The 23,853-nt window shown below is 74.8% G+C and carries 21 protein-coding genes; 8 read left to right on the top strand and 13 right to left on the bottom strand.

The features are described 5' to 3' along the window. Positions 1 to 23: 23 nt before the first annotated feature. Positions 24 to 362: a hypothetical protein gene (locus G339_RS0116005; RefSeq protein WP_019632094.1), complete on the bottom strand. Its 339-nt coding sequence runs from the start codon at positions 360 to 362 to the stop codon at positions 24 to 26. A 124-nt stretch (positions 363 to 486) separates the two neighbouring features. After that, on the bottom strand, positions 487 to 1,983 hold the full coding sequence (locus G339_RS0116010; RefSeq protein ID WP_084693269.1) for a pentapeptide repeat-containing protein: 1,497 nt from the start codon (positions 1,981 to 1,983) through the stop codon (positions 487 to 489). A 199-nt stretch (positions 1,984 to 2,182) separates the two neighbouring features. Here G339_RS0116010 and G339_RS0116015 point away from each other — a divergent pair, with 199 nt between their 5' ends. After that, positions 2,183 to 4,267, top strand: a complete 2,085-nt coding sequence (locus G339_RS0116015) for an RNA degradosome polyphosphate kinase (protein ID WP_019632096.1) — start codon at positions 2,183 to 2,185, stop codon at positions 4,265 to 4,267. Next, on the top strand, positions 4,260 to 5,216 hold the full coding sequence (locus G339_RS33920; protein WP_019632097.1) for an NUDIX hydrolase: 957 nt from the start codon (positions 4,260 to 4,262) through the stop codon (positions 5,214 to 5,216). The genes G339_RS0116015 and G339_RS33920 overlap by 8 nt, the downstream gene beginning before the upstream one ends. On the opposite strand, the gene G339_RS36750 is transcribed toward G339_RS33920, so the two are convergent. Continuing rightward, a complete protein-coding gene (locus G339_RS36750) occupies positions 5,213 to 7,072 on the bottom strand; it encodes a CYTH and CHAD domain-containing protein (protein ID WP_019632098.1) in 1,860 nt (619 codons plus the stop codon). The two genes, G339_RS33920 and G339_RS36750, sit on opposite strands and share 4 nt — an antisense overlap. 146 nt (positions 7,073 to 7,218) lie before the next feature. On the opposite strand from G339_RS36750, the gene G339_RS0116030 reads away from it, so the two are divergent. After that, a complete protein-coding gene (locus tag G339_RS0116030) occupies positions 7,219 to 8,919 on the top strand; it encodes an SDR family oxidoreductase (protein WP_019632099.1) in 1,701 nt (566 codons plus the stop codon). A gap of 100 nt (positions 8,920 to 9,019) precedes the next feature. Here G339_RS0116030 and G339_RS0116035 read toward each other — a convergent pair whose 3' ends face one another. Together G339_RS0116035 and G339_RS0116040 are read right to left on the bottom strand one after the other, a co-directional pair. After that, complete coding sequence (locus tag G339_RS0116035) at positions 9,020 to 9,904, bottom strand: haloalkane dehalogenase (RefSeq protein ID WP_019632100.1); 885 nt, start codon at positions 9,902 to 9,904, stop codon at positions 9,020 to 9,022. 17 nt (positions 9,905 to 9,921) lie between these two features. Then, positions 9,922 to 11,151 (bottom strand): helix-turn-helix domain-containing protein, encoded by a 1,230-nt coding sequence (locus tag G339_RS0116040; RefSeq protein WP_026341495.1) that lies wholly within the window; start codon positions 11,149 to 11,151, stop codon positions 9,922 to 9,924. Between the two features lie 147 nt (positions 11,152 to 11,298). Between G339_RS0116040 and G339_RS0116045 the strand changes: the two genes are divergently transcribed. Genes G339_RS0116045 through G339_RS0116060 form a run of 4 tightly spaced genes read left to right on the top strand, consistent with a single transcriptional unit; the run spans position 11,299 to position 14,825 of the window. Then, positions 11,299 to 12,471, top strand: coding sequence for a DegT/DnrJ/EryC1/StrS family aminotransferase (locus tag G339_RS0116045; protein ID WP_019632102.1), 1,173 nt, complete (start codon positions 11,299 to 11,301; stop codon positions 12,469 to 12,471). After that, the gene (locus G339_RS0116050) at positions 12,461 to 13,204 is read left to right on the top strand and encodes an amidohydrolase family protein (protein ID WP_019632103.1); all 744 of its coding nucleotides are present in this window, start codon (positions 12,461 to 12,463) and stop codon (positions 13,202 to 13,204) included. Before G339_RS0116045 ends, G339_RS0116050 begins: the two co-directional genes overlap by 11 nt. After that, the gene (locus G339_RS0116055; protein WP_019632104.1) at positions 13,204 to 13,938 is read left to right on the top strand and encodes an amidohydrolase family protein; all 735 of its coding nucleotides are present in this window, start codon (positions 13,204 to 13,206) and stop codon (positions 13,936 to 13,938) included. Before G339_RS0116050 ends, G339_RS0116055 begins: the two co-directional genes overlap by 1 nt. Beyond that, positions 13,935 to 14,825 (top strand): Gfo/Idh/MocA family protein, encoded by an 891-nt coding sequence (locus G339_RS0116060; protein ID WP_019632105.1) that lies wholly within the window; start codon positions 13,935 to 13,937, stop codon positions 14,823 to 14,825. The genes G339_RS0116055 and G339_RS0116060 overlap by 4 nt, the downstream gene beginning before the upstream one ends. Here G339_RS0116060 and G339_RS0116065 read toward each other — a convergent pair. Together G339_RS0116065 and G339_RS0116070 are read right to left on the bottom strand one after the other, a co-directional pair. After that, the gene (locus G339_RS0116065) at positions 14,788 to 15,744 is read right to left on the bottom strand and encodes a dihydrodipicolinate synthase family protein (protein WP_019632106.1); all 957 of its coding nucleotides are present in this window, start codon (positions 15,742 to 15,744) and stop codon (positions 14,788 to 14,790) included. The genes G339_RS0116060 and G339_RS0116065 overlap by 38 nt on opposite strands. A gap of 20 nt (positions 15,745 to 15,764) precedes the next feature. Beyond that, a complete protein-coding gene (locus tag G339_RS0116070) occupies positions 15,765 to 16,883 on the bottom strand; it encodes a mandelate racemase/muconate lactonizing enzyme family protein (protein WP_019632107.1) in 1,119 nt (372 codons plus the stop codon). 98 nt (positions 16,884 to 16,981) lie between these two features. On the opposite strand from G339_RS0116070, the gene G339_RS0116075 reads away from it, so the two are divergent. Further along, positions 16,982 to 17,953, top strand: a complete 972-nt coding sequence (locus G339_RS0116075) for an LLM class flavin-dependent oxidoreductase (protein WP_019632108.1) — start codon at positions 16,982 to 16,984, stop codon at positions 17,951 to 17,953. Between the two features lie 46 nt (positions 17,954 to 17,999). On the opposite strand, the gene G339_RS0116080 is transcribed toward G339_RS0116075, so the two are convergent. From G339_RS0116080 to G339_RS0116105, 6 genes are all read right to left on the bottom strand, one after another. Further along, positions 18,000 to 19,175, bottom strand: a complete 1,176-nt coding sequence (locus G339_RS0116080) for a DegT/DnrJ/EryC1/StrS family aminotransferase (RefSeq protein ID WP_019632109.1) — start codon at positions 19,173 to 19,175, stop codon at positions 18,000 to 18,002. Further along, positions 19,172 to 19,942 (bottom strand): amidohydrolase family protein, encoded by a 771-nt coding sequence (locus G339_RS0116085; protein ID WP_019632110.1) that lies wholly within the window; start codon positions 19,940 to 19,942, stop codon positions 19,172 to 19,174. Before G339_RS0116085 ends, G339_RS0116080 begins: the two co-directional genes overlap by 4 nt. Before the next feature lies 1 nt (position 19,943). Beyond that, entirely contained in the window at positions 19,944 to 20,648 is a 705-nt protein-coding gene (locus tag G339_RS33930; RefSeq protein ID WP_019632111.1) for an amidohydrolase family protein, read from the bottom strand. Between the two features lie 6 nt (positions 20,649 to 20,654). After that, entirely contained in the window at positions 20,655 to 21,515 is an 861-nt protein-coding gene (locus G339_RS0116095; protein WP_019632112.1) for a carbohydrate ABC transporter permease, read from the bottom strand. Beyond that, a complete protein-coding gene (locus tag G339_RS0116100; RefSeq protein ID WP_019632113.1) occupies positions 21,515 to 22,447 on the bottom strand; it encodes a carbohydrate ABC transporter permease in 933 nt (310 codons plus the stop codon). The genes G339_RS0116095 and G339_RS0116100 overlap by 1 nt, the downstream gene beginning before the upstream one ends. Positions 22,448 to 22,518: 71 nt before the next feature. Then, complete coding sequence (locus G339_RS0116105; RefSeq protein WP_019632114.1) at positions 22,519 to 23,772, bottom strand: ABC transporter substrate-binding protein; 1,254 nt, start codon at positions 23,770 to 23,772, stop codon at positions 22,519 to 22,521. Positions 23,773 to 23,853 lie beyond the last annotated feature (81 nt).

Raw genomic sequence — 23,853 nt, forward strand, 5'->3', positions numbered from 1 at the left:
TGGGGTGTGAATGTGGTGGTGCGTCAGGCGCTTTTCAGGGGGCGGCGGACGGCGCGGCGGGTGGCGCGGCGCTGGGCGACGGCGGCGCGGGCCGCGTTGAGGCTTTCGCGGACCTGGGCCGCGCCGCGGGCGGCGGTGGCGCCGTCGATCTTGCGGCCCGCGTAGACGGCGAGGACTTCGGCCACGGGCGGCGGCGTGTACTCCTCGCGGGGCTGGGGGACGACCGCGGCGACGGGAATGAGCGGCCGCGCGGGCGCGCTCGGCGGGATTCCCTCCGCGACGCGCTCGGCCGGAACGATAACGAGCGCGAGATGGGCGTGGCACCGGGGGCACTCCGCCCCCGAATGGGTTTCCGTGCTCATACCCCACATCATTACCCAGGGGTCTGACATTCCATCCGCGCGGCCGGATCGGGCCACTTCGCAGTGGCGTCGCGGATGGGTTCGCGTGGCCGGTTCGTGATCGGTAAATGGCGCGCGAATCGGATCAGCGGCCGGGCGGCGTCAGCGCGGCGCGCGACGGGGCCGGGTGCGGCCGCCGCGGCGTCGGGTGGACGTGCCGCGCTCCAGTGACGACCAGGGCGACGAACACCGCGAGCCACAGCGCCGTCCGGACGCCGCACCGCGCGTACCCGAGGCCGTACCCGACCGTCACCCACAGCAGCCCGAGCAGCAGCCGCCGCCACGGGTCGCGCTCGGCGCGGCGGCGGGCGCGCAGGGCGCGGTGCCGGAAGTCGCGGGCGAGCGCGCCGCCGGTCGCGCCGGCGAGCCGCGCGTACAGCTCGGGCAGCCGCGCGTCCGGTGCGGGGTCCGCGCCGCCCGGCCCCGCGCGGCGCGGACCCCGGCCCCGCCCCGCGTCCCCGGGGCGGGCGCCGCGGACCCCGGCGTCCTCGGCGACGTGGGCCCGCGTCCGCCAGGGGGTGAGGCGCGGGCGTTCGGCGGGGAACGTGCAGCGGCCCGCCAGCCGCAGGTCGCCGGTCGCGCCGAGGAGGCGGCACCGGGACAGGTCGACGTCGGTGAGCGCGAGGTGCGGGGCGCGGACGTCGCGCAGGGACAGCACGCGCGCGGGCTCGTCCGGCGGCTCGGCGACGCCCGCGAGGGGCCGGGCGAGCGCGCGGACGTCCAGGCCGCGCCGGAAGGACGCACCGGCGGCGTCGAGCGCGGCGGACCGGAGCCGGAAGTCCCCGCCGCCGGACACCGCCGCCCGCCGCGCGGTGATCTGCGGCGCGGCCGCGTGGACGTGCAGGCCCTCGTGCGCGGTGAGCCCGTCGAGGACGAGCGCGCCGTGCGCGGCGAGCGGCCCGATCCGCGCGTCCCGCCGGAACCGCGAACGGTCCAGCCGCAGGTTGCGGCCGACCTCGACGCGGCGGAACGACGCGTGCCCGGTGAACCGCGCGCCGCGCAGCGCGAGGTCGCGGCCGAACCGGGCGCGGTCGAACGCGGCGGCGCCGACGAACGCGGCCCGGTCGAAGCGGGCGTCGGCGTGCCAGGACGTCTCGCCGAACAGGGCGTCGCCGCCGAGGACGGCCCCCTCGAACGACGCGTGCCGGTGGAACCGCGCGGTGTGGAAGGTGACGTTCCCGCCGAACCGGGCGCCGTGGAACGAGACGTGGCCGAGGAACCGCGCGTCGTAGAAGGACGCGTGCCCGGCGAACGCCGTCCCGTCGAAGGACGCGTCGCCCTCGAAGCACGCGCCGGTGAACGCGGCCCCGGCGGGCAGGACGGCCCGGTCGAAGCGGGCGCGGCCGAGGTGCGGGCGGCCGTCCGGCCCGCGCAGTGCCGCCAGGAGCGCGTCGAGGACGGGCGCGGGCACGGCGACGCCGCGCAGGTCGAGGTCGCGGCCGGGCCGCAGCCCGTCGAGGAGCCGGGCGAACCGGTCGGGCCGCAGGTGGGCGACGCAGCGGCCGGACGGGACGGCGGACCGCCCCGTGCAGCCGTCCACCGGACAGTGCGGCCAGTCCAGGGTGCTCGCTGAGGCGTTCACGCTGCCCGTTCTACCAAGGTGCGGGCTCGCCCGGAATCTGTCTGTTGGGACAGGTCGATGATGCCCTGTCGCCGAATGTCATTCCATGAGCCCGAAATCGAGTGATCAGTGGGAACCGGGGGCATGATCGACGTGTCTGACACTTCGCCGAAACACTGCCGTTCCGCTGCTGTTCACCTCGGACAGGGACGATTGCGTCATGACCGTAAACCCGGACCCCCTCCCGCGCGACGCGGACGCGCTGCCCGACGACAGGTTCCTCGACCGGGAGGAGAGCTGGCTCCGGTTCAACCAGCGCGTGCTGGAGCTGGCCGAGGACCCGGACCTGCCCCTCCTCGAACGCGTCCGCTTCCTGTCGATCTTCGCGAGCAACCTCGACGAGTTCTTCATGGTCCGCGTCGCGGGGCTCGCGCGGCGCATGGCGACCGGCCTGGCCGTCCAGTCCGCCAGCGGGCGGCAGCCGCGCGAGGTCCTGGAGCGCACGGCCGCCGTCGCGCACCGGCTGATGCTGCGGCACGCGGCCTGCTTCCACGACGACGTGTGCCCGGCGCTCGCGGGCGAGGGCATCGCGATCCTGCGCTGGGACGAGCTGTCGGAGACCGAGCGGGAGCGGCTGCGGCGCTACTTCCGCGACCGCGTGTACCCGGTGCTGACGCCCCTCGTCGTGGACTCGGCGCATCCGTTCCCGTACATCTCGGGGCTGTCGCTGAACCTGGCGGTGATCGTCCGCGATCCGGACACGGACGCGACGATGTTCGCGCGGGTGAAGGTCCCGCCCGTCCTGCCGCGCTTCGTGGAGGCGTCCGCCGACCGGTACACGCCGCTGGAGGACGTCATCGCCGCCCATCTCGGGCAGCTCTTCACCGGTATGCAGGTCGTGGAGCACCACGCGTTCCGGGTTACGCGGAACCAGGACCTTGAGATCGACGAGGACATCAGCGAAGGGCTGTTGCAGGCGCTCGAACGCGAGTTGCTGCGCCGCCGGTTCGGGCCCGTGGTGCGGTTGGAGGTCGAGCGGTCGATCTCGCCGGGTGTGCTTGATCTGCTCACCACGGAACTCGGCATTGACGAGCAGCAGATCTACCGCGTCCCCGGGCCGCTCGACCTCGCCGGACTCGGCGCGGTCGCGGATCTGGACCGGCCCGAGTTGAAGTACCCGCCGTTCGTCCCGTCCAAGGAGGCGCTGCCCGCGGACGCGAGCATCTTCGCGGCGATCCGCGAGCGGGACGTGCTCGTCCACCACCCGTACGACTCGTTCGCGACGACCGTCCAGCGGCTCATCGAGGACGCGGCGATCGACCCGCGCGTCCTGGCGATCAAGCAGACGCTGTACCGGACCAGCGGCGATTCGCCCATCGTGGACGCGCTCATCGAGGCGGCCGAGGCGGGCAAGCAGGTCGTCGTGGTCGTGGAGCTGAAGGCCCGCTTCGACGAGCGCGCGAACATCGCGTGGGCGCGGAAGCTGGAGAAGGCGGGCTGCCACGTCGTGTACGGGTTCGTCGGGCTGAAGACGCACTGCAAGCTCGCGCTCGTCGTCCGGCAGGACGCGGACGGGACGCTGCGCCGCTACTGCCACATCGGCACCGGCAACTACCACCCGAAGACCGCCCGGCTGTACGAGGACCTGGGGATACTCACCGCCGCGCCGGAGGTCGGCGAGGACGTCAGCGCGCTGTTCAACCATCTGACGGGCTACTCGCGGCAGACGTCGTACCACCGGTTGCTCGTCGCGCCGCAGAGCGTCCGGTCCGGACTCGTGCAGCGCGTGGAGCGGGAGATCGCGCACCACCGCGCCGGGCGGCCCGCGCGCATCCGGGTGAAGTGCAACTCGCTCGTGGACGAGGTGCTGATCGACGCGCTGTACCGGGCGTCGAGCGCGGGCGTGCCGGTGGACGTCTGGGTGCGCGGGATCTGCGCGCTGCGGCCCGGATTGCCGGGACTGTCGGAGACGATCCGCGTCCGCAGCGTCCTCGGCCGCTTCCTGGAGCACTCGCGGATCTTCGCGTTCGAGCACGGCGGCGACCCGGAGGTCTGGATCGGCAGCGCCGACCTCATGCACCGCAACCTCGACCGGCGGGTGGAGGCGCTGGTCACGGTCGTGGAGCCCGCGCAGCGCGCGTCGCTGGTCGAGCTGTTCGACCTCGCGATGGACGACGGCGCCGCGGCCTGGCGCCTCGCCGCGGACGGGACCTGGACGCGGGCGGTCGCGCCCCCCGGTGAGACACTTCTGGACGTCCAGACGCACCTGATCAAGAGCCGCCGTTGGAGAACCGTCGATGGATGAGATCCGCGCCGCGGGCGTGGTCCTGTGGCGGGCCGGGCCGGACGGCGTGGAGATCGCCGTCGCGCACCGGCCTTACTACGACGACTGGTCGTTCCCCAAGGGCAAGGTCGAGGACGGGGAGCACGTCGTCGTCGCGGCGGTCCGCGAGACCGTCGAGGAGACCGGCGTGACGCCGCACCTTGGCCGCCGCCTCACGACCTGCCGGTACACCGTGCGCGGGCGGCCGAAGCGGGTGGACTACTGGGCGGCGGAGGCGGACGGGGCCGCGTTCGCCGCCAACGACGAGGTCGACGCGCTCGACTGGCTGCCGCCCGCCGAGGCCGAGCGGCGGCTGAGCTACCCGGCGGACGCGGCGCTGCTGCGCGAGTTCACGGCCGGGCCCGCGCGGACGGTGCCGCTGGTGATCGTCCGGCACGGCTCGGCGGGCGACAAGCGGACGTGGCGCGGCGCGGACGAGCTGCGGCCGCTGGACGAGCGCGGCCGCGCCGAGGCGGTCGCGCTGGCCGATCCGCTGGCGGCGTTCCTGCCGCCGCCGATCCCGACACCGGGCGTCCCACCGGGCGCACCGGGCGGGCTGCCGGAGGGGGCCGCGCCGGGTGCGGGCGGTGGGGTGCGGGTCGTCAGCTCCGCGACGGCGCGGTGCGTGGAGACCCTGCTGCCGTTCGCGCGGCGGACCGGGGCGTCGATCACCACCGATCCCGTGGTGACGGTCGGGTCCGGGGACGCCGAGACCGGCGCGGCGCTGCTCGTGCGGCTCGCGGACGCGCGGCGGCCCGCCGTCGTCTGCACGCACGGCGAGCTGCTGACCGGGATGCTGCCCGGCCTGTGCGCCGCGCTCGGCGTGCCGCCGCCGCAGGACCCGGCGCTGGTGAAGGGCGGGTTCTGGGTCGTCCACCTCGACGCGGCGAGCGGCGGGGCGGTCGGGCTGGAGCGGCACGCCGGCCGCTAGGGGACGTGCGGGCGGTGCGCCCAGGCCTTCACGAACCGCTTCCTGGCCTTTTCGGCGCGGCGTTCCTCCGCGCCGTAGAGGACGCCCAGCTCGAACGCGCGCTCGGGCGTTCCGGTGAGTGCCAGGGCGCGCAGGCGCTCGCGCGCGCCGACCGCGTCCTGGTGTTCGCCGAGGACGGTCTGGAAGCGCAGCGCCGCCTTGCCCGCGCGGCGCGCGGTGCGGCGGTCGGCGGCGTCGCCGACGTCCTTGGCCGGTTCCGTGGCGTAACGGACGCGTTTGGCGGCTTTGCGGAGTTCGTGGAGGGCCGCGTCGCGGGTCGTCGCGTCGGGGGCGGCGGCCAGGGCGGCGTGGCGGCGCTCCAGGCGTCGCCAGGCCCGGCGGACGGCGCGGTGCAGCTCGGTCGCGGCGGGTCTCGTCGCGGCGGGGCCGAGCGGGGGGTTCGCGTGGAGGGCGTCGAGGGCGTCCAGCAGGGCGAAGTAGCGGGGGGAGCCGAGGGCGTCGTTCAGGTGTTGGCGGGCGTCCGTCGCGGCCTGGGCGAAATCGGCGGCGTCCGCCAGGTGGGCGGTGAGGACGTCCAGGTCGCGGACGTCGCCCAGGACGGCCGCGAGCCAGCGCAGCTCGCCGCGCAGCGGCCCCACACGGGCGCGGTCGAACACGTCGGCGGACGTCGCCAGGACGCTGCGGATTCGCCGCGTCGCGACGCGCATCCGGTGGACGCCCTCGACGTCCCCGAGCCGCGCGGACGGGTCGTGCAGCAGCAGACTGTCCACCTGGGCCGCGAGGTAGGCGAGAAGCGCGTCGCCCGCCTGGTCGTTGCCCGCGCGGGTTTCGGCACGGGCTTCGGCACGGGCCTTCGCGGCGGCGGACGGGACGATCCGGTCGCGCAGCACCCGCGCGAGCTTGGACGGCGACTCGCCCGGCCGCGCCCCGGCGGCGCGCAGCACGGCGCTCGTCGCGTCGATGAGTTTCGGGCCGCCGTCGACCAGCTCGACCTCGATCTCCCGCCACGCGACGGCCGTGTCCGGGCCGGGCGCGGCGGCGGGCGGGAGCGCCCGGGCGTGGACGGCGTCGTCGGCGACCTCGGCCAGGACGCCGCCCGCAGCGTCCAGCAGCAGCCGCGTCGTGCGCTCGGTGTCGATCGTGGCGACGGGCAGCAGCGGCGCTCCCCGCGTCCACGCGCCCGCGAGCGCGACGGCCGCCGCGGGCGGCTCCCCGAACCCGGCGGCCGCGAACCCGGCGAACCCGGCGAACCCGGCGAGGCCGCCCGGCGCGGCCTGCGCGGGCGCGCTCTCGGGCGTATCGGCGACGTCCGGCGCGGGCGCGCTGTCCGGCGCATCGGCGGCGTCCGCGCTACCCGGCACGGTCGGTGTGCTCGGCGCGGGCGTGGGCGCGGGCGCGGTAGGCGTGCTCGGCGCGGGCGGCGCGGGCGGCGCGGGCGGCGCGGGCGGCGCGGGCGGCGCGGGCGGCGCGGGCGGCGCGGGCGGCGCGGGCGGCGCGGGCGGCGCGGCGGGGTCGCCCTGCGCGGTGCCGCCCCGCGGGGTCGCGGCGTCCGGCGCGTTCGGGGGCGCCGGGGTGGGTGGCGGCGGGGTTTGCAGGGGGAACCGGAGTTCCACTCGGGCGCCCTCGTGTTTGGGGAGTTTGATGTGCCAGCCCGCGTCGGCGCCGCCGGTGCGGCGGCGGAGGGTCGCGCCCGCCGCGGCGAGGCGCAGGTCGGCGGTGTCGTAGTAGACGGCGCTCAGCAGCGCGCCCGCCGGTTCGGAGACGGCCGCGGCCCCGGCCGCCGCCGACAGGTCCGGCAGGGCGAAATCCGGCCCGGCCTCGTGTTTGGACTCGATCTCGGTGTGCCGGTCGGGCATGGCGTCCCTCCTCGGGTCGGCCGTCCGGGCCGCCTTCCAGCGTCGCACGGAGACCGCCGTCCGGCCAGGGCGCGCGGCGGGTAACGCGTGCCACTCCCGGCGGTGGGGGGTTGACCGGAGCGCCGTCGCGCGGAATTAATGACGTCATGTCCAATACTGTTCGTTCCCGGACCGTCCGCGGTGACGGCGCCGACCTGGCCGTCTTCGAGCGCGGCGAGGCGGGCCGCCCCGTCGTCCTGCTGGTCCACGGCTACCCCGACACCCACCGCGTGTGGGACGCCGTCGCGGAACGCCTCGCCGGCCGGTACCGCGTCATCACCTACGACGTGCGCGGCGCGGGCGCGTCGTCCCGGCCGCGCGGCCGGGCGGCGTACCGGTTCGAGCACCTGATGGCGGACCTGCGCGCCGTCCTGGACGCGACCGCGCCCGGCGAGCCCGTCCACCTCGTCGGCCACGACTGGGGATCGCTCCAGGGGTGGGAGGCGGTCTGCACGATCCGCGAGCGGTTCGCGTCGTACACGTCGATCTCGGGGCCGTGCATCGACCACGTCGCGCAGTGGATGCGGCGGCCCAGCCTCGCGTCGCTCCGGCAGGGGCTGCACTCGGCGTACATCGGGTTCTTCCAGACGCCGCTGGTGCCGGAGCTGGCGTGGCGCAGCGGCGTCGGCGGCCGTCTGATCACGCGGCTGGAGCGCGGCGACCCCGAGTTCGGGCCGACGCTGCCGCGCGACGGCGCGATCGGCGTCCGGTTGTACCGCGCCAACATCCCGGGGCGGCTCGCGCGGCCCCGCGAACGGCGCACCGAGGTACCGGTGCAGCTCATCGTCCCCGAGGGCGACCGGTACGTGCAGCCCGCGATGGCCGAGTCCGTGCGGCCGTTCGTCCCCAACCTGTGGATTCGCCGGGTGAAGGGGCGGCACTGGCTCCCGGCGGCGCGGCCCGAGCTGGTCGCGCGGCTCGTCACCGAGCACATCGAGCAGGTGTCGGGCGGGGAGCCGTCGCGGGGGCTGCGGCGCGGCCGGGTCCGCGCCGGGAAAGGGGACGAGCCCGAGTTCGCCGGACGCCTCGTCGTCGTGACGGGCGCGGGCAGCGGCATCGGCCGCGCGACCGCGCTCGCGTTCGCCGAGCGCGGCGCGGAGGTCGTCGCCGCCGACCGGGACGCCGAGTCCGCCGCGCGCACCGCCGAACTCGCGTCGCTGCTCGGCCCGGCCGCCGTCCCCTACACGGTGGACGTGTCGGACGCCGCCGCGATGGAGAAGTTCGCCGCCGAGACCGACGTCCCCGACATCGTCGTCAACAACGCGGGCATCGGCATGGCCGGGTCGTTCCTCGACCACACGGCGGAGGACTGGGAGCGCGTCCTCGGCGTGAACCTGTGGGGCGTCATCCACGGGTCGCGGCTGTTCGGGCGGCGGATGGTGGAGCGCGGCGAGGGCGGGCACATCGTCAACACCGCGTCCGCCGCCGCGTACACGCCGCTGCGGATGCTGCCCGCGTACAGCACCAGCAAGGCGGCGGTGCTGATGCTGACCGAGTGCCTGCGCGGCGAGCTGGCGGGGGACGGGATCGGCGTCTCGGCGATCTGCCCCGGCATCGTCAACACGGCGATCACGAAGACGACGGCGTTCGTCGGCCTCGCCCCGGACGCGCAGGACGCGCAGCGGCGGCGCGCCGTCCGCGCGTACGGGCTGCGCGGCTACGGGCCGGAGAAGGTCGCGGAGCGGATCGTCGCGGCGGTGCGCCACGACCGCGCGGTCGTCCCGGTGACCCCGGAGGCCCACTTGGGCTACCTGGGCTCGCGCCTGTCGCCCGGCCTGATGCGAGCCCTCGCCCGCGCCCGCTTCTGACGACTCCGGCGCGGGCCGCCCGGTGCGGTTCCGTGCTCGCTCGGGGTCGGGGTACCGGTGCGGCGTGGTCCGGCGCGGAGCGCCGGGTCACGCCGCAGCGTCAGGTGGTTTTGAGGAAGGTCGCGATCTCCTCGCCGAGGCGGGGGCCCGCGTCTTCCTGGAGGAAGTGGCCCGCGCCTTCGAGGACCGGGTGGGTAAGGCCGCGGGCGCCGGGGAGGTCGCGGAAGATCCCCGCCATCGGGCGCGTGATGGGGTCGCCGTCGCTGAAGGCGGCGAGCAGCGGCGCGGCGGAGGCGCGGAGGGCGTCCCAGGCGTCGCGGTTGGGCTGGGCCTCGACGTCGTCCGGCTCGGCGGGGACCAGGCCGGGCATCGCGCGCGGGCCCGCCTTGTACGTCTCGTCGGGGAACGGCGCGTCGTAGGCGGCGAGGACGTCCGGCGCGAGCGTCGTCCGGCACCCGGACTGGATGTTGCGCGCGACGTCGAACTCGGGCGCGGTGCGGACCGCGCGCCGGAACCGCAGCCACGTCTCCGGCATCGGGAAGTCGCCGGTCGGCAGTCCGGTGTTGGCAGCGACGATCCGCGTGTACCGCGCGGGGTCGGCGACGGCGAGCCGCAGCCCGATCAGCCCGCCCCAGTCCTGCCCGACGAGCGCGACGTCGGTGAGCCCGAGCGCTTCGACGAACGCGCCCGTCCACGCGATGTGCCGCGCGTAGGTGTGGTCCTCGACGCGCGAGGGCTTGTCGGAGCGCCCGAATCCCACCAGGTCCGGCGCGACGGCCCGGAACCCGGACGCGACCAGCACCGCGATGACGTGCCGGTACAGGAACGACCACGACGGCTCCCCGTGCAGCAGCAGCACGACGGGCCCGTCGCCCTCGTCCACATAGGCCATCCGGACCCCGTCCGGCAGGGCGACGTACCGGGCCTCGTAGGGAAAGTCGGGAAGATCGGTGAAACGCGACTCGGGTGTCCGCAGCAGGTCCATCCGGACATCATGCGGGTTCAGAGGTGCAGACGGTAGACGGTCGGCGGCCGCCCGGTCCGGCCCTGCTGCTGGCTCCCCGTCGGCGCGGCGAGCCCCGCGCGCTCCAGGCGCTTGAGGATGCGGCGCGCGGTGCGCTGCTGGACGTCGAGGTGCTCGGCGACGTCGTGCGTCGTCAGCCCGTCCGGCCGCGTCTCGGCCAGCTCGCGGAGGCGCACGACGGTCTGCGGGCTGAGCCCGACGCGCCGCGCGAGCAGCGGCAGGTCGTCCTGGCCGCGCTCGGGGAGCGGCCCGTCGTCCCCGGCGGGCTCGAAGACGATGTCGATGTCCTCGGCCATCGAGACGACCCCGGCGACCGCCCCGACCGACGCGGCGCGGTTGAGCGCGCGGCGGGCCAGCGTCTCGGCGTCGGCGGCGGTGCGGCCCACGCCGAACCCGATGTGGACGGCCGGGTGCCGCTCGGCGAGGCGGTCCAGGATCGGCATCCGGGTGAACTGCCCGGTGGCCTGTTCGAGCAGGCCGCGCGTGGTGACGACGAGGTGGCCGCCGCCGGGCAGCGCGGCGAGGCTGCCGCCGAGGGTGACCAGGTCGCCGGGGAGCCGGTCGTCGGGCTCGGGCAGCTCGATCATGCCGAGCGTGACCTGGGCGTCGCCCGCGTGCCGCCCGCTGGTGGTGAGGACGAGCGCCTGGAGCGCGGCGCGGATCGAGTACCGGGACGGCGCGAGCCGGATGACCTGCATCTCGGTCTCCAGCCGGTGGTACGCCGACCCGAGGCAGGTGATCGCGACCCGGCAGTCGTCGCGCTCGCGCGCGGCGCGGTGGAAGGCGACGATGTCGTCGGACGTCAGGCCGGGCCGGTAGGGCAGGACGCTGACGTGGTCGGTCGGCAGCTTGGCCTCGGTGAGCGTCTCCAGGACGTCGGCGCGGCGGAGCGTGTCGATGGACGCGCGGGTGACGTCGTGGCCGAGCCGCAGGAGTTCGACGAGCGCGCGCAGCAGCGTCGCCCCGTCGTAGGCGACGTACATCGACGGCCGGGTGAGCGCCCCCGCGTCGGCCGCGATCGTGTAGGGCACGACGCCGGTGAACAGGAACGCGTCGACGCGCGCGTCCGCGCCCTCGATGATCTCGACCGTCTCGCTCTCGTGCCGGTAGGGCAGGGGGAGGAGCGCGGTGGAGCCGTCCGGCGCGCCCACGGCGGCGACGCGGTGGACGAGGTCCTCCGGTCCCACGATCCCAAGGGTGAGGGTCATCGGTGTGCCGCTCCTCAAAGTTTAGGCCCAGGCCCTAATCGCGAAGCATATCGAAGAAGATGCCGATATGTAGCCCGAGGGTTGACGGTCATGGGACGTCGGTCTAGTTTCGGCCAAGACCTTAATTGAGTAATGACGGGTGGTGTCATGTCGCGAACCGAGCCGCTGCCGGGCCCGCTCGAACCCCGCGGGCGGACGATCGGGGCCGAGGAGCGCGCCGCCGTGCTGCGCGTGCTCGACTCGGCGTCGCTGTGCGGGAGCTTCGGCACCGAGGCCCGCGCGCTGGAGGCCGAGATGGGGGAGCTGTACGGGCGCACCGCGGTGTCCTGCTCGTCCGGGACGGCCGCGCTCCACCTCGCGGTCGCCGCCGTGGACCCCGACCCGGGCGACGAGATCGTCACCACTCCCATCTCCGACTTCGGAACGGTCGCGCCGATCCTCGCGCAGAACGCCGTCCCCGTCTTCGCGGACGTGGACCCGGCCACCGGGAACCTGGACCCGGCGTCGGTGGCGGCGGTGATCACCGCGCGCACCAGGGCGATCATGGTGGTCCACCTGTTCGGGGCCCCGGCGCCGGTCGCGGAGTTGCGCGGGCTCGCCGACCGGCACGGTCTGGCCCTGGTCGAGGACTGCGCCCAGGCGTGGCTGGGGACGGTGCCGAGCGGTGAGCCGGTGGGCCGGTACGGCGACGTCGCCTGTTTCAGCCTCCAGCAGTACAAGCACATCACATCCGGGGACGGCGGGCTGGCGATCACGGCGGATCCTGCCCTCGCGCGACGGATGCGGCTTTTCATGGACAAGGGCTGGGACCGTTCCATCGGCCGGAAACACCTGATGTACGGGCTCAACTACCGGATGACCGAGCTGGCGGCGGCCGTCGCCCGCGCGCAGCTCGGGAAGGTCGCCGGGGTCGTCGCGCGGCGCCGGGAGCGCGCGGCGCGACTGCTCGACGCGCTGGCCGACCTGCCGGGCCTCGGGCTGCCGAGCCCGGACGGGCACGCGTGGTGGATGTTCCCCTTCACCGTCCCGGACGAGCCGGGGAACCGGGCCTTCGCGGCGGCGCTCCAGGCGGAAGGCGTCCCCGCGTCCGCCGGATACCTGGAACGCCCGCTCTACGCCAATCCCGCGCTCGCCGAAGCGCCCGTCTACGGCTCCTCGCGCTACCCGATCGACCGCGACTACCCGGCCGGGCTGTGCCCGAACGCCGAGCGGCTGATCGACCGGACGCTCGTCACGCTGCCGTGGAACGAGGCGTACACGGAAGCGGACGTGGACGACATCGCGGCCGCCGTCCGGAAGGCGCACGCGGATGTCCGCTGACTGGCTGACGCGCACGGCCGACGAGCACATCGCGCTCGACGTCGACGTGCTGTTCGGGCCGTGGCCGTCCGGCCCCGCCGACCTTGGGTTGGACGACGTCCGGCGGCGGCTGCGGCGGTCGGCGATCCGGCGCGCCTGCGCGGTCTCGACGCGGGGCGCGCTGTTCGACGCGGCCGCGGGCAACGCCGAGACGCTGCGCGCCGCCGACGAAACGCTCGTCCCGGTCGGGACCGTGGACCTGCGGGACGCCGTCGCCGCCGGAGACCTGCTGGACGGCCTGGTCGAGCAGGGAGTCCGGTTCGTCCGGCTGTTCACCCAGGAGCAGGGCGCGGAACCCGGCCACCCCGGCCACCGCCACGTCGTGGCCGAGGCCGTCGCGCGCGGCCTGGTGCTGCTGCACGACGGCGACCCGCGCGCGTTCGGCCCCGTCCTCGCGGGCCGGGGCGCGGAGGTCGTCTTCCTCGACCTGCACGTCTACCTGCTCGCGGACTTCCTGCTGCTGGCCCGCGACGAGCCGGGCTTCCGCGCGACGACGCGGCTGCTGTCCGCGCCGGACGCGATCGAGCGCGTCGCCGGGACGGTCGGCGCGGACCGCCTGCTGTTCGGCTCGCGGACCCCGTTCATGGACGTCTCGCCGCAGACCCTCCGGCTCCGCTACGCGCGGATCACGCCGGACGAGCGGCGCCTGATCGCGGGCGGCACCGCCGCGCGCCTGCTGGGCCGGGAGGGCTGATGCGGATCATCGACGTCCACGGGCACTGGGGTCCGTGGCCGTTCCACATGGACGTCGGGGACGCCCGGCTCAACCTGGAGCTGATGGACCGGTACGGCATCGAGGCGCAGATCGTGTCCGCGTCCGAGGCCGTCGTGCTGGACGCGGAGGCGGGCAACGCGGCGCTGGCCGACGTCCTGGCCGCGAACCCGCGCCTGTACGGGTACGCGGTGGTCAACCCGCGCCGCCTGGAACGGGCCGCCGACGAGGTGCGCGGCTACCTGGCGTCCGGCCGGTTCGTCGGCGTCAAGATCCACACGACGTACGCGCGCGCCCCGATCGGCTCGCCGCAGATGGCCGAGGCGTTCGACCTGGTGGACGAGCTGGGCGTCCCGCTGCTCCTGCACACCTGGGGCGCGGACGTCGCGCTGCTGCCGGAGCTGCTGGCGGCCCGCCCCCGGCTCCGCGTGATCGTCGGGCACGCGGGCGGCGACGCCTGGCGGGAGGCTGCGCACGCCGCCGCCGCGTGCGACCGCCTGTACCTGGAGCACTGCCGGACGGTCCCGGACGCGGGCCGCGTCGCGTACGCGCGGGCGGCGGGGGTGCCGATCGAGCGGTTCCTGTTCGGCACCGACTCGACGCTGATCGACCCGTGCGTCGCGCTGGGCGTCGTGCGGGACGCGGACTTCAGCGACGAGGAACGCGAACGCGTGCTGTGGCGTAACGCCGTGGACCTCTTCGGGCCGTTGGGATGAGGGTCGCGTTCGCGGGCCTGGCCACGACCTACCATCCGGGCGCGGACGCCCGGCTGCTGCGCGCGCGGGGCGTCACCGACCTCGTCGTCTGGGGCGACGCGGACGGGTCGTTCGCCGCCGAGCACGGCGCGCGGCCGGTGGACTCGCCGGAAGGACTCGTCGCGGCGCAGCCGGACGCCGCGATCGTCACGCTCCGCCCGGCGGACGTGCCCGGCGCGGTGCGGCTCCTGGCGGGCGCGGGCGTCCCGACGTTCGTGACGAAGCCCGCCGTGGGGACCGCCGCCGACCTCGACCGGCTGGACGAGGCGGTCGGGACCGCCGCCGCCCCGGTGACGACGTGCTCGGTGCTGCGCTTCGCCCCCGCGCTGCGGCGCCTGGCCGGGGCGGACGTCCTCGGCGTCCGCGTGACCGTCCGCCACTCCGTCACCGCGTACCTGGACCCCGGCCGCCGCTGGCTGGACGATCCGGCCGAGGGCGGCGGCACGCTGGCGACGATGGGCCTGCACGGCGTCGAGCTGGCGTCGGCGGTGCTCGGGCCGGGGTTCCGCGCGCGCTGGGCGTGCCGGGCCGCGCGCGTCCACCGGGAGACGTGGTCGGAGGACACCGGCGTCATCACGCTGACCTGGCCGGACGGGCGGTACGGCGTCGTTGAGGTCCTCGGCGCGACCGACGTCGAGAGCTACGAGATCGCCGTCCACACCCCGCGCGGCACGGCGACGGTGACGCTCCCGGACGGCGGCGACGACCCCCTCGGCTACGCCGCGACGCTCGACGCGTTCCTCGCGGCCGCCGCCGAGGGCCGGGCCGCCGTCCCGTGGACGACGACCCGGGAAGTCCTCGGCGCGGTCGTCAGCGCGCGGAACCTAGCTCGTCCAGGCAGGCGATGACGGCGTCCCGCTCGGCGGCGGGGAGCGCAGGCCCGTAGGGGTCGTGGGCCGCGTGCTCGGGCAGCGCGCCCTCGTGGACGGCGGCCCACATCATCCGCTGCACGTATCCCTCGATCGGGTCGAAGAACGTGGCGGCGGCGAAGCGGTCGAGCCGGTCCGAGGCGCGGACGAACGCCGCGTGGTCGCCGTCCGTCCAGGCCCGCACGACGTCGGCGGACAGGTCGGCGCGGGCGGCGGCGATGCCGACGAGCGCGGTGTCCGCGCCCCACATCAGCGACGGCCCGAACATGCGGTCCTCGCCGGTGATGGCGAGGCGGCCGGTGCCGCGCCCGGCCCAGATCGCGTCCTGGCAGCCGATGGCGCGGTCCAGCGTCGCGGTCTTCACGCCGAGCATGGTCGGCAGCGCCAGCAGTTCGCGGATCAGCTCGGGCGGGTACGGGTAGCCGCCCGCCTCGCCGTGCAGGTAGAAGCCGACGAGCGGCAGCCCGCTCTCGGCCGCGACGCGCTCGTGCAGGCCGACCGCGCGCGCGTGCCCGTCCGGGAGCGCCGCGTACTCCGCGAGCGGGTAGACCATGACGGCGTCCGCGCCCAGCTCCGCCGCGTGGACGGCCATCGCGACGGTCGCGTCCTCGGCCTCCGCCAGTTTCGGCGCGGTCAGCGCGCGCGGCACGCCGACGCCCGCGACCAGCGGCGCGGACGTGGCCCGCCGCCAGGCGGTCAGGACGTCGGCCCGGTCCCGCTCGCCGAGGTAGAGGCCCCGGCCGGTGTGCGCCCAGACGGCCACGCCGCCGATCGGCCCCGCCGCGACGCGCTCGGCGTACGCGGCGAGCGCGGCGCGGTCCACCGCGCCGGAACGGTCCATCGGGGTGACGACGGCGGGCAGCAGCGTGCCGCGCAGCCGTTCGACGAGGGGGTGCATCGCTTCGCCTTCCTGCTTCGTCAGAGGTCGTGGCCGAGGCCGGGCGCGGTCGGGACCGGCACGGACCCGGCGGCGTCGCCGAACGCGGTCGGGGCCAGCGGCTCGTCGCGGACGAGCAGCGGGCCGACCAGGTCGGCGGGGACGGTCGCGCCCGGCAGCGCGGCGGCCAGGTGCAGCGCGGCGAGCGTCGCCACGCCGAGTTCCGGCATCGAGCCGATCTTCACCGCGAGCCCGGCCGCCTCCGCGACGGCCGCGACCTGGAGCGCGCGGTGCAGGCCGCCGACCTTGAGGATCTTGATGTTGATGACGTCGGCCGCGCCGCGCCGGACGATCTCCAGCGCGTCGGGGGCCGACTGGACGCTCTCGTCCACCATCACGCGCAGGTCCAGCCGCTCGCGCAGCCGCGCGAGCCCGGCCAGGTCCCAGTGGGGGAGCGGCTGTTCGAGCAGGGACAGCCCCGCGGCGGCCATCCTGGCGAGGACGGGCAGCGCGGTGGCGGCGTCGTAGCCCTCGTTGGCGTCCAGGCACAGCTCGACGTCGCCGGGCAGCGCGCCCCGGACGGCGCGGACGAGCTCCAGGTCCTGCGCGGGGTCGTTGCCGCCCTTGACCTTGATGTGCCGGAACCCGCGCGCGGCGTGCTCGGCGGCCTCGGCGGCCATCTCGTCCAGCGTGCCGAGGCCGACGACCCAGGCGATCGGGACGCGGTCGCGGACCCGCCCGCCGAGCAGGGCGTGGACGGGCCAGCCCGCGGCGCGTCCGGCGAGGTCGTGCAGGGCGATGTCCACCCCGGCCTTGGCGACGTGCTGGCCGCGCAGCGCCGCGTCCATCGCCAGGTGCGCGCCGGCCCGGTCGAGCGGATCGCGGCCGACGAGCACCGGCGCGAGATGCTCCCGAACGGCCGCGCGGACCCCGGCCAGCGTCTCGCCGGTGTACGCGGTCATCGGGGACGTCTCGCCGACACCGCGCGCGCCGCCGGCCGTCTCGATCTCGACCACGAGGCTGACGAGCTCCGTGCTCGTCCCGCTGCTGATCTCGAACGGCCGCCGGTAGGGGGCGCGCACCACGCGGGTGGTGACGGCGGCGATGCGGTCGTCCCCCGGCGCGCGGCCGGTGACGTCCCGGTTGGGGGCGACGGTCAAGATCTGACTCCTTGGAGGGGTCGCAATCGGACGGCGAACCATTTACGGTCTAGACCGTAAGTACGGAAACTGGTCGATGTCAATGGAGGCGGACACCCATGCGCCTGGGTCTGTATCTCAATCTCTACGGCGACCGGGCCGACCGGCCTTCGCTCCAGGACGCGGTCGAGCAGGCCCGCCTCGCCGAGCAGGCCGGGTTCTCCTGGATCGTGCTGGGCGAACGGCACCTGCACCGGCCCGGCTACCACGAGATCCTGACCTCGCTGACCTGGCTCGCCGCGCACACCGAGCGGATCGGGCTGGCCACCGCGGGCATCGTCGCGCCGCTGTACCACCCCGTCGTCCTCGCCGAGACGCTCGCCCACCTGGACGTCCTGTCCGGCGGGCGGCTGACGGCCGGGTTCGTGCTCGGCTACCGGCCCGAGGAGTTCGCGCTGTACGGCGTCACCCCGGCCGAGCGCGTGGCGCGGTTCGAGGAGTGCCTGACGATCCTCACCCGCCTGTGGACGGAGGACGAGGTCACCCACGAGGGCCGGTTCACGACCGTCCGCGAGGCGTTCCTGTCGCCGCGCCCCGCGCAGGACCCCAGGCCGCGGCTGTGGAACGGCGGGCGGGTCCCGGCCGTCCTGGAGCGCACGGCCCGGATGTGCGACGGCTGGACGACGTCGTTCAACGAGCTCGACGCCGACCTGCCCGGCAAGATCGCCGAATACCGGTCGCACCCGCGCGGGGCCGGGACGCTCGGCCAGGAGGTCATCGTCTGCCGCGAGGGCTACTGCGCCGAGACCTCGCAGGACGCGCGCAAGGCCCTCGAGGAGCCGCTGCGCGACCTCTACGACGCGTACACGGGGTGGAAGCGCACGTCGGCGGACGCGTCCCGGTACGCGCAGGGCTGGGACGACATCGCCGCGCGCGGCGTCATCGGCTCGCCCGCGCAGTGCGCCGATCGGCTGGAGCACTACGCGGACCTCGGCGCGGACGGCGTCGTCCTGCGCGTCCAGCCGCCCGGCATGTCCCAGGCGGACGCGCTCCGGACCATCGAGGGTTTCGGCGCGGTGATTTCCGGCTGAGACCGGAACTCGCGGTCGGCTCCGGGCTCCGGAGCCGACCGCGCGGTCAGCCCGCACGGAAGGCGCGCCGCACCTTCGCCGCCGCCGCGAGGATGTCGGACAGCGCGTCCTCGTCGGCCATCAGCAGGTGCTGGCGCACCCAGACGACGGAGTCCTCGGCGGCCTCGGCGGCGGGGCACGACGCCGGTCCCGCGTGCGGCCGCAGCGCCGCCTCGCGGGACAGCGCGCGGTAGCCCGCGTCCAGCGGGACGCCCTCGGCCGTCATCGCCGCGACGAAGTCGGCCTTGGGCCGACCGCCGAACGCGGCGGGGTCGTAGCGGAGCAGCGCGAGGTGGTGGCTGCTGCGCGTCGTCCCCTCGGGGGCGGGCAGCAGGTCGAGGCCGTCGCAGTCCGCCAGCCCGGCCGCGAGGAACGCGACCGCGCGCTCCCGCGCGGCGATCTGCCCGTCCAGGCGGTCGAGCTGCGGCAGCAGGACGGCCGCCTGGAACTCCGTCATGCGCAGGTTCCACCCGACTTCGGGGTGTTCGTACCACGCGCCGGACAGGCGGCGGCCGACGTTGTGCAGCGACCAGGCGCGCTCGTAAACGGCGTCGTCGTCGGTGACGATGACGCCGCCCTCCCCGGCCGTCATCGCCTTGCTCGACTGGAAGCTGAAGCACGCCGCGTCGCCCAGCGTCCCGGCGGGGCGGCCGTGCCGGGTCGCGCCGTGGGCCTGCGCGGCGTCCTCCAGGCTCGCCAGGCCGTGCGCGCGGCACAGCGCGCCGAGCGCGTCGGTGTCGGCGGGCGCGCCCGCGAGGTGGACGGGCATCACGGCCTTCGTGCGGGGGCCGATGAGCCGTTCGACCGACGCCGGGTCGAGGTGCAGCGTGTCGGGCGTGACGTCCGCGAGCACCGGACGCGCGCCCGCGAGCACCACGGCCGTCGCGCTCGCGACGAACGTGTACGCCGGGACGATCACCTCGTCGCCCGGAACGACGCCGAGCGCGCGCAGTCCGAGGAACAGCGCGACCGTCCCGTTGACGACGCAGACGCCGTGCCGCGCGCCCACGGACGCGGCGAACGCGTCGGCGAACGCGGCGACCTTCGTCCCGGACGTCGCCCCCCAGTCCCCGCTGTCGAGAACCTCCAACAACAGCTTGCGCTGCTCGTCCGTCGCGGGAGGCGGCCACGCGGGCCACCCGGTGGTCCGGACGGGCGTGCCGCCGTCGAGCGCCAGGGTCATCGCAGATCCTCCAGGAGCCGTGTCATCGTGCCGAACAGGACTTGGTCGCGGTCGGCGGGGTCGAGCGGCGCGAGCACGACGCGGCCCAGACCGACGCGCAGGTCGAGGAACACCGCGTCGGACCCGAAGACGATCCGGTCCGCGCCGACCGCCGCGACCAGCCGAGCGAGGTGCCGCGCGGTCATCCGGGACCCGCAGATCTCCAGCGTGACGCCCGGATGAGCGGCGGCGACCCCGGCCGCCGCCGCGTACCCGGACGGCCACAGCCCGGCGTGCCCGAGCAGCAGTCGCAGCGCCGGGTGGCGCGCGGCGACGGCCGCGAACCGCGCCGGGTCCGACCAGGGCGAGCCGTGCTGCCCGTGCGACAGGACGAGGCGCCCGCGCTCGGCGGCGAGCGCGAGCGCGGGGGCGTAGCCGGGTCCGTCGAGCGGGTGCTCGTGGGTGTCGGGGTGGAGCTTGAGCCCGATCACGCCGGGGGCGTCGAGCAGGTCGGCGGCGCGGGCGGCCGCCTGCGGGTCGTGCGGGTCGTAGACGGCGTAGCCGAGGAGGCGGCCCGGACGGCGCGCCAGCTCGTCCAGCAGGAGCGCGTTGCCGGACCGCGCGTCCGGGCCGACGCCGAGCAGGTGCGAGACGCACATCGTCGCGACGCCCACGCGGTCCATGACGTCGATCAGGCGCGCCGTGGACGCGTCGGGGATCGCGAAGTTGAACCAGGAGCCGAGGTGCCCGTGGGCGTCGATGACGCGGCCCCGCCAGCTTTCGTCCACGTCAGTCCTCCTTTCGCGGGCGCAGCAGGGCGCGCGCGTTGCCCCCGGCGATCAGCGCGGCGTCGGCCGGCGGCAGGTCGAGGTGGTCGAGCTGGAAGCGCGGCCCGGCGTCGTCGGTGGCGGGCGCGCCCGTGCCGAACAGCACGCGGTGCGCCCCGAACCGCTGCGCGACCCATTCGACGGCGAGGTGACCGTTGAGCGTGGCGGTGTCGACGTGGATGCGCGGGTGGGCGTCCATGAGGTCCGCGAGTTCGCGCAAACTCCGGTAGCCGGTGTTGATGAGCACGAGATTCAGGCCGGGGACGCGGGTCGCGAGGTGTTCGACCTCGTCCGGCGTCGTCTCGTCCCAGCCGAGCAGGACGCCCGTGCCGCGCTCCGCGAGGTCCCGCGCGAGCGCGAGGCCGTGCGGCCCGGTCAGCCGGAACCGGTGCGCGGCCGGGCACAGCCGGACGACCCCGGCCGCCTCGGACGGCGTCCCCAGCGGGCCGGGGACCAGGACCGGGACGGGGATCAGCCGGTCACCGCCGCGCGGCAGCGCCGCGTTCCCCGTCGCCGGGTCGTAGTGCAGGGCGTGGGAGTGGACGACGCACGCCGCGTCGATCCGCAGCCGGTCCAGCTCCGCGAGCAGGCCGGACGCGTCCGCGCCCGGCACGTCGTCGGTCGGCACCGGGCCGAGCACCCGGTTGACGTCGATGACCTCGAACACCGGCGCTCAGCCCTTGATCCCGGTCGCCGCGATGCTGTCGGTCAGGTACCGCTGGAGCAGCCCGAAGACGAGCAGGCTCGGCAGGACGGTGATCGCGGCACCGGCCATCACCTGGTTGACCGGCACGTTCTCGCTCTGCAGCGTGGCGAGCCCGACCGTCAGCGTCTGCATTTCGCCGGACTGCCCGATGACGAGCGGCCACAGGAAGTCGTTCCAGTGCCACAGGAAGACGAAGACGCCGAGCGTCGCGAGGGCCGGGCGCACCAGCGGCAGCACGATCGTCGTATACATCCGCCATTCCGAGGCGCCGTCGATCTCGGCGGCCTCGAACAGCTCGTCGGGGAGCTGCGCGATGAACTGGCGCATGAGGAACACGGCCTGCGAATTGGCGAGCGTCGGGACGATCAGTCCCCAGTAGCCGTCCACCCAGCCGAGTTTCGACACCAGGATGTAGGTGGGGATCAGCGTCGCCTGGAACGGCACCATGAGCGTCGCGAGGAAGGACCAGAACATCACCTCGCGGCCGGGGAAGCGCTTCTTGGCGAAGGCGTAGCCCGCCATCGACGCGAACAGCAGGATCAGCAGCACCGACGCGAGCGAGTAGATCAGGGAGTTGATCGTCCACCGGGTGATGTCGGAGTTCGACAGCACGTTCCGGAAGTTCTCCAGCGTGACGTGCGTCGGGATGAACGCGTCCGGGAACGTCTGCCCGCTCGCCGGGGCGAACGCGATGAACACCATCGCGGCGAACGGCGCGATCGTCACGATCGCCGTGAGCGCCAGCAGCGCGGGCGTCGTGAGCCGGGCCGCGCCGCCGAGCCGCCGTCCCGCGCGGGCGGCGGGGGGCCTGCGGGTCGTGGTCGCCATCAGTCCTCCCGTCCGACGAACCGGCGCTGCACGAGGGAGACGGCCAGGACGACCGCGAACAGCGTCAGCCCGATCGCGCTCGCGTAACCGAAGTCGAAGTATTTGAAGCCCGTGTCGTACAGCAGGTACACGAGCGAATAACTGGACCGGACGGGTCCGCCGCCGGTCATCACGTACATCGCGTCGAAGACCTGGAACGCCTGGATGGTCTCGATGACCAGCACGAAGAACAGCACCGGGCGCAGCAGCGGCAGCGTGATGTGGCGGAACCGCTGCCAGGCGTTCGCGCCGTCCATCATCGCCGCCTCGTCGAGGGAGCGCGGAATGGACTGGAGACCGGCGAGCAGGATCAGCATCGAGTAGCCGAAACCCTTCCAGGCGGAGGTCACGGCGATGGACGGCAGCACCGACCCGGAATGGCCGAGGAAGTCGAACGGGCCGACGTGGACGAGGTGGAGCAGCCCGTTCAGCAGGCCGTCCTCGGCGTCGTAGATCCATTTCCAGATCACGGCCGCGAGCACGATGCTCGTCACGTACGGCAGGAAGAACACGCCCCGGAAGAAGCCGCGCCCCCACACGACGCGGTCCAGAAGCATCGCCGTGCCGAGCGACAGCAGCACGGTCATCGGCACGAACACCACGACGTAGGTGAGCGTGACGAGCAGGCTCTCGCGGAACAGGTCCTCGTGCGCGAGCCGCGTGTAGTTGTCGGCGCCGACGAACGACCACTCGCCGCTGAGCTTGTAGTCGGTGAGGGACAGCAGGAACGCCCCGGCCGTCGGCACGAGGCGGAACAGCGTGAACAGCACGAGCATGGGGGCGACGAACAGCAGCCCCACGCGGGCCTGCCGGGACCGCCGCCCGGTGGTCGGCGCGGTCCCGGCGCGCGGGCGCCGTGCCGCGGACGGCCGGGACCGGGTGGACAGTGTCACCGGTGCCTCCGAAAGGCGCGGGCCGCCGTCCGGGGCGGCCCGCACCCGGTAGTGCGGATGTTGCGGACGGGTCAGCGCTGGCGCGCCAGCAGGTCGTCGGCCTGCTTCGCCGCGTCGTCCAGCGCCTGCTTGGGCTGCTTCTTACCGGTGAGCGCGGCCTGGATCTCCGCGCTGAGCAGCGACATCACCTGGCGGGCCGCCGCGTTGGGCTCGCCCGGGTAGGCGTAGGTGAGCGCCTCGGTGAACTTCGCGGTGGACGCGTCGCCACCGGTGGCCTTGACGTCGGTGCGCGGCGACAGGAAACCGGACGCCTGCGTCAGCCCGGAGATCCGCTCCGGCGCGATCATGAACCGCAGGAACGCCTCGGCCTTGGCCTTGTTCTTCGACTTGGCGTTGACGCCGAGCCCGCCGGGCAGGCCGAACCCGACCTGCTTGCGGTACCGCAGCGGCAGCCCGACGACGACGTTGTCCGCGCCCCACGCGTCGCCCGCCGTCTTGACCTCCGCCGGGACGTTCGTGAAGCCCATCGCCACCTGCTGCTTGCCGAGGGCCTGGTCCGGGAGGACGTTCTTGTTGTTCAGCGCGCTCTTGGGAATCGCACCGGACTTGTAGAGGTCCACCAGGAACGTCAGCGCCTCGACGCCCGCAGGGCTGTTGAACGCGGCCTTCTTGCCGTCCGGCGAGAACACCGTCCCGCCCGCCTGCCACAGCAGCGGGTAGTAGTTGAGGTTCAGGCTGGCCTCGGGGGACGCCGAGTAGTCCAGCGTGGCGACGCCCGCCGCCTTGAGCTTCGGCGCGGCCGCCCTGATCTCGTCCCAGGTCTCCGGCGGCTTCTTGATCCCGGCCTTGTCCAGCAGCTTCTTGTTGTAGAGCGTGCTCGTGACCGTGTGGTAGATCGGCGCGGCGTACAGCTTCCCGTCCACGCTCAGGGCCTTCAGCGCGCCGGGCAGGAAGCTCGACCTCGCGTCGGCGACGGCCGCGTCCACCGGTGCGAGCGTGCCGTTCTGGACGTACTGCGGGATCTGGTCGGGGCCGAGCAGCACGACGTCCGGCCCCTTGCCGCCGGAGAGGGCGGTGGCGACCTTCTGGTCCCGGTTGTCCCACGGCTGCAGCTCGATCTTGAGGTCGAGGCCGGAGTTCGCCGCCTCGAAGTCCTTCTCGATCTGCTGCCAGTAGGTCCGGCTCGCCGCCTGATCGGCGATGACCGGATACATCCAGACGGTGAGGCTCTTGTCGGACGACCCGGAGCCGCAGGCCGCGGTGAGCGCTCCGGCGGTCGCGAGCACGGCGAGCGTCGCCGTGACGCGCGTGAGGTTGGGTTTCATCGGACCCCTTAGTTTCAGAGGACCGGGGCGCGGCGGGCTCCCCGGGGCGATCGGTCGTGGGCGGGTGGATCGGGGGCCAAT

This window comes from Actinomadura atramentaria DSM 43919 (assembly GCF_000381885.1).
GTDB classification, from domain to species: domain Bacteria; phylum Actinomycetota; class Actinomycetes; order Streptosporangiales; family Streptosporangiaceae; genus Spirillospora; species Spirillospora atramentaria.

What these genes read in the sequence shown, in the direction of transcription:
- G339_RS0116005 (WP_019632094.1), bottom strand. Translation starts at nt 362, where the DNA reads ATGAGCACGGAAACCCATTCGGGGGCGGAGTGCCCCCGGTGCCACGCC.
- G339_RS0116015 (WP_019632096.1), top strand. Translation starts at nt 2,183, where the DNA reads ATGACCGTAAACCCGGACCCCCTCCCGCGCGACGCGGACGCGCTGCCC.
- G339_RS33920 (WP_019632097.1), top strand. Translation starts at nt 4,260, where the DNA reads ATGGATGAGATCCGCGCCGCGGGCGTGGTCCTGTGGCGGGCCGGGCCG.
- G339_RS36750 (WP_019632098.1), bottom strand. Translation starts at nt 7,072, where the DNA reads ATGCCCGACCGGCACACCGAGATCGAGTCCAAACACGAGGCCGGGCCG.
- G339_RS0116030 (WP_019632099.1), top strand. Translation starts at nt 7,219, where the DNA reads ATGTCCAATACTGTTCGTTCCCGGACCGTCCGCGGTGACGGCGCCGAC.
- G339_RS0116035 (WP_019632100.1), bottom strand. Translation starts at nt 9,904, where the DNA reads ATGGACCTGCTGCGGACACCCGAGTCGCGTTTCACCGATCTTCCCGAC.
- G339_RS0116040 (WP_026341495.1), bottom strand. Translation starts at nt 11,151, where the DNA reads ATGACCCTCACCCTTGGGATCGTGGGACCGGAGGACCTCGTCCACCGC.
- G339_RS0116045 (WP_019632102.1), top strand. Translation starts at nt 11,299, where the DNA reads ATGTCGCGAACCGAGCCGCTGCCGGGCCCGCTCGAACCCCGCGGGCGG.
- G339_RS0116050 (WP_019632103.1), top strand. Translation starts at nt 12,461, where the DNA reads ATGTCCGCTGACTGGCTGACGCGCACGGCCGACGAGCACATCGCGCTC.
- G339_RS0116055 (WP_019632104.1), top strand. Translation starts at nt 13,204, where the DNA reads ATGCGGATCATCGACGTCCACGGGCACTGGGGTCCGTGGCCGTTCCAC.
- G339_RS0116060 (WP_019632105.1), top strand. Translation starts at nt 13,935, where the DNA reads ATGAGGGTCGCGTTCGCGGGCCTGGCCACGACCTACCATCCGGGCGCG.
- G339_RS0116065 (WP_019632106.1), bottom strand. Translation starts at nt 15,744, where the DNA reads ATGCACCCCCTCGTCGAACGGCTGCGCGGCACGCTGCTGCCCGCCGTC.
- G339_RS0116075 (WP_019632108.1), top strand. Translation starts at nt 16,982, where the DNA reads ATGCGCCTGGGTCTGTATCTCAATCTCTACGGCGACCGGGCCGACCGG.
- G339_RS0116080 (WP_019632109.1), bottom strand. Translation starts at nt 19,175, where the DNA reads ATGACCCTGGCGCTCGACGGCGGCACGCCCGTCCGGACCACCGGGTGG.
- G339_RS0116095 (WP_019632112.1), bottom strand. Translation starts at nt 21,515, where the DNA reads ATGGCGACCACGACCCGCAGGCCCCCCGCCGCCCGCGCGGGACGGCGG.
- G339_RS0116105 (WP_019632114.1), bottom strand. Translation starts at nt 23,772, where the DNA reads ATGAAACCCAACCTCACGCGCGTCACGGCGACGCTCGCCGTGCTCGCG.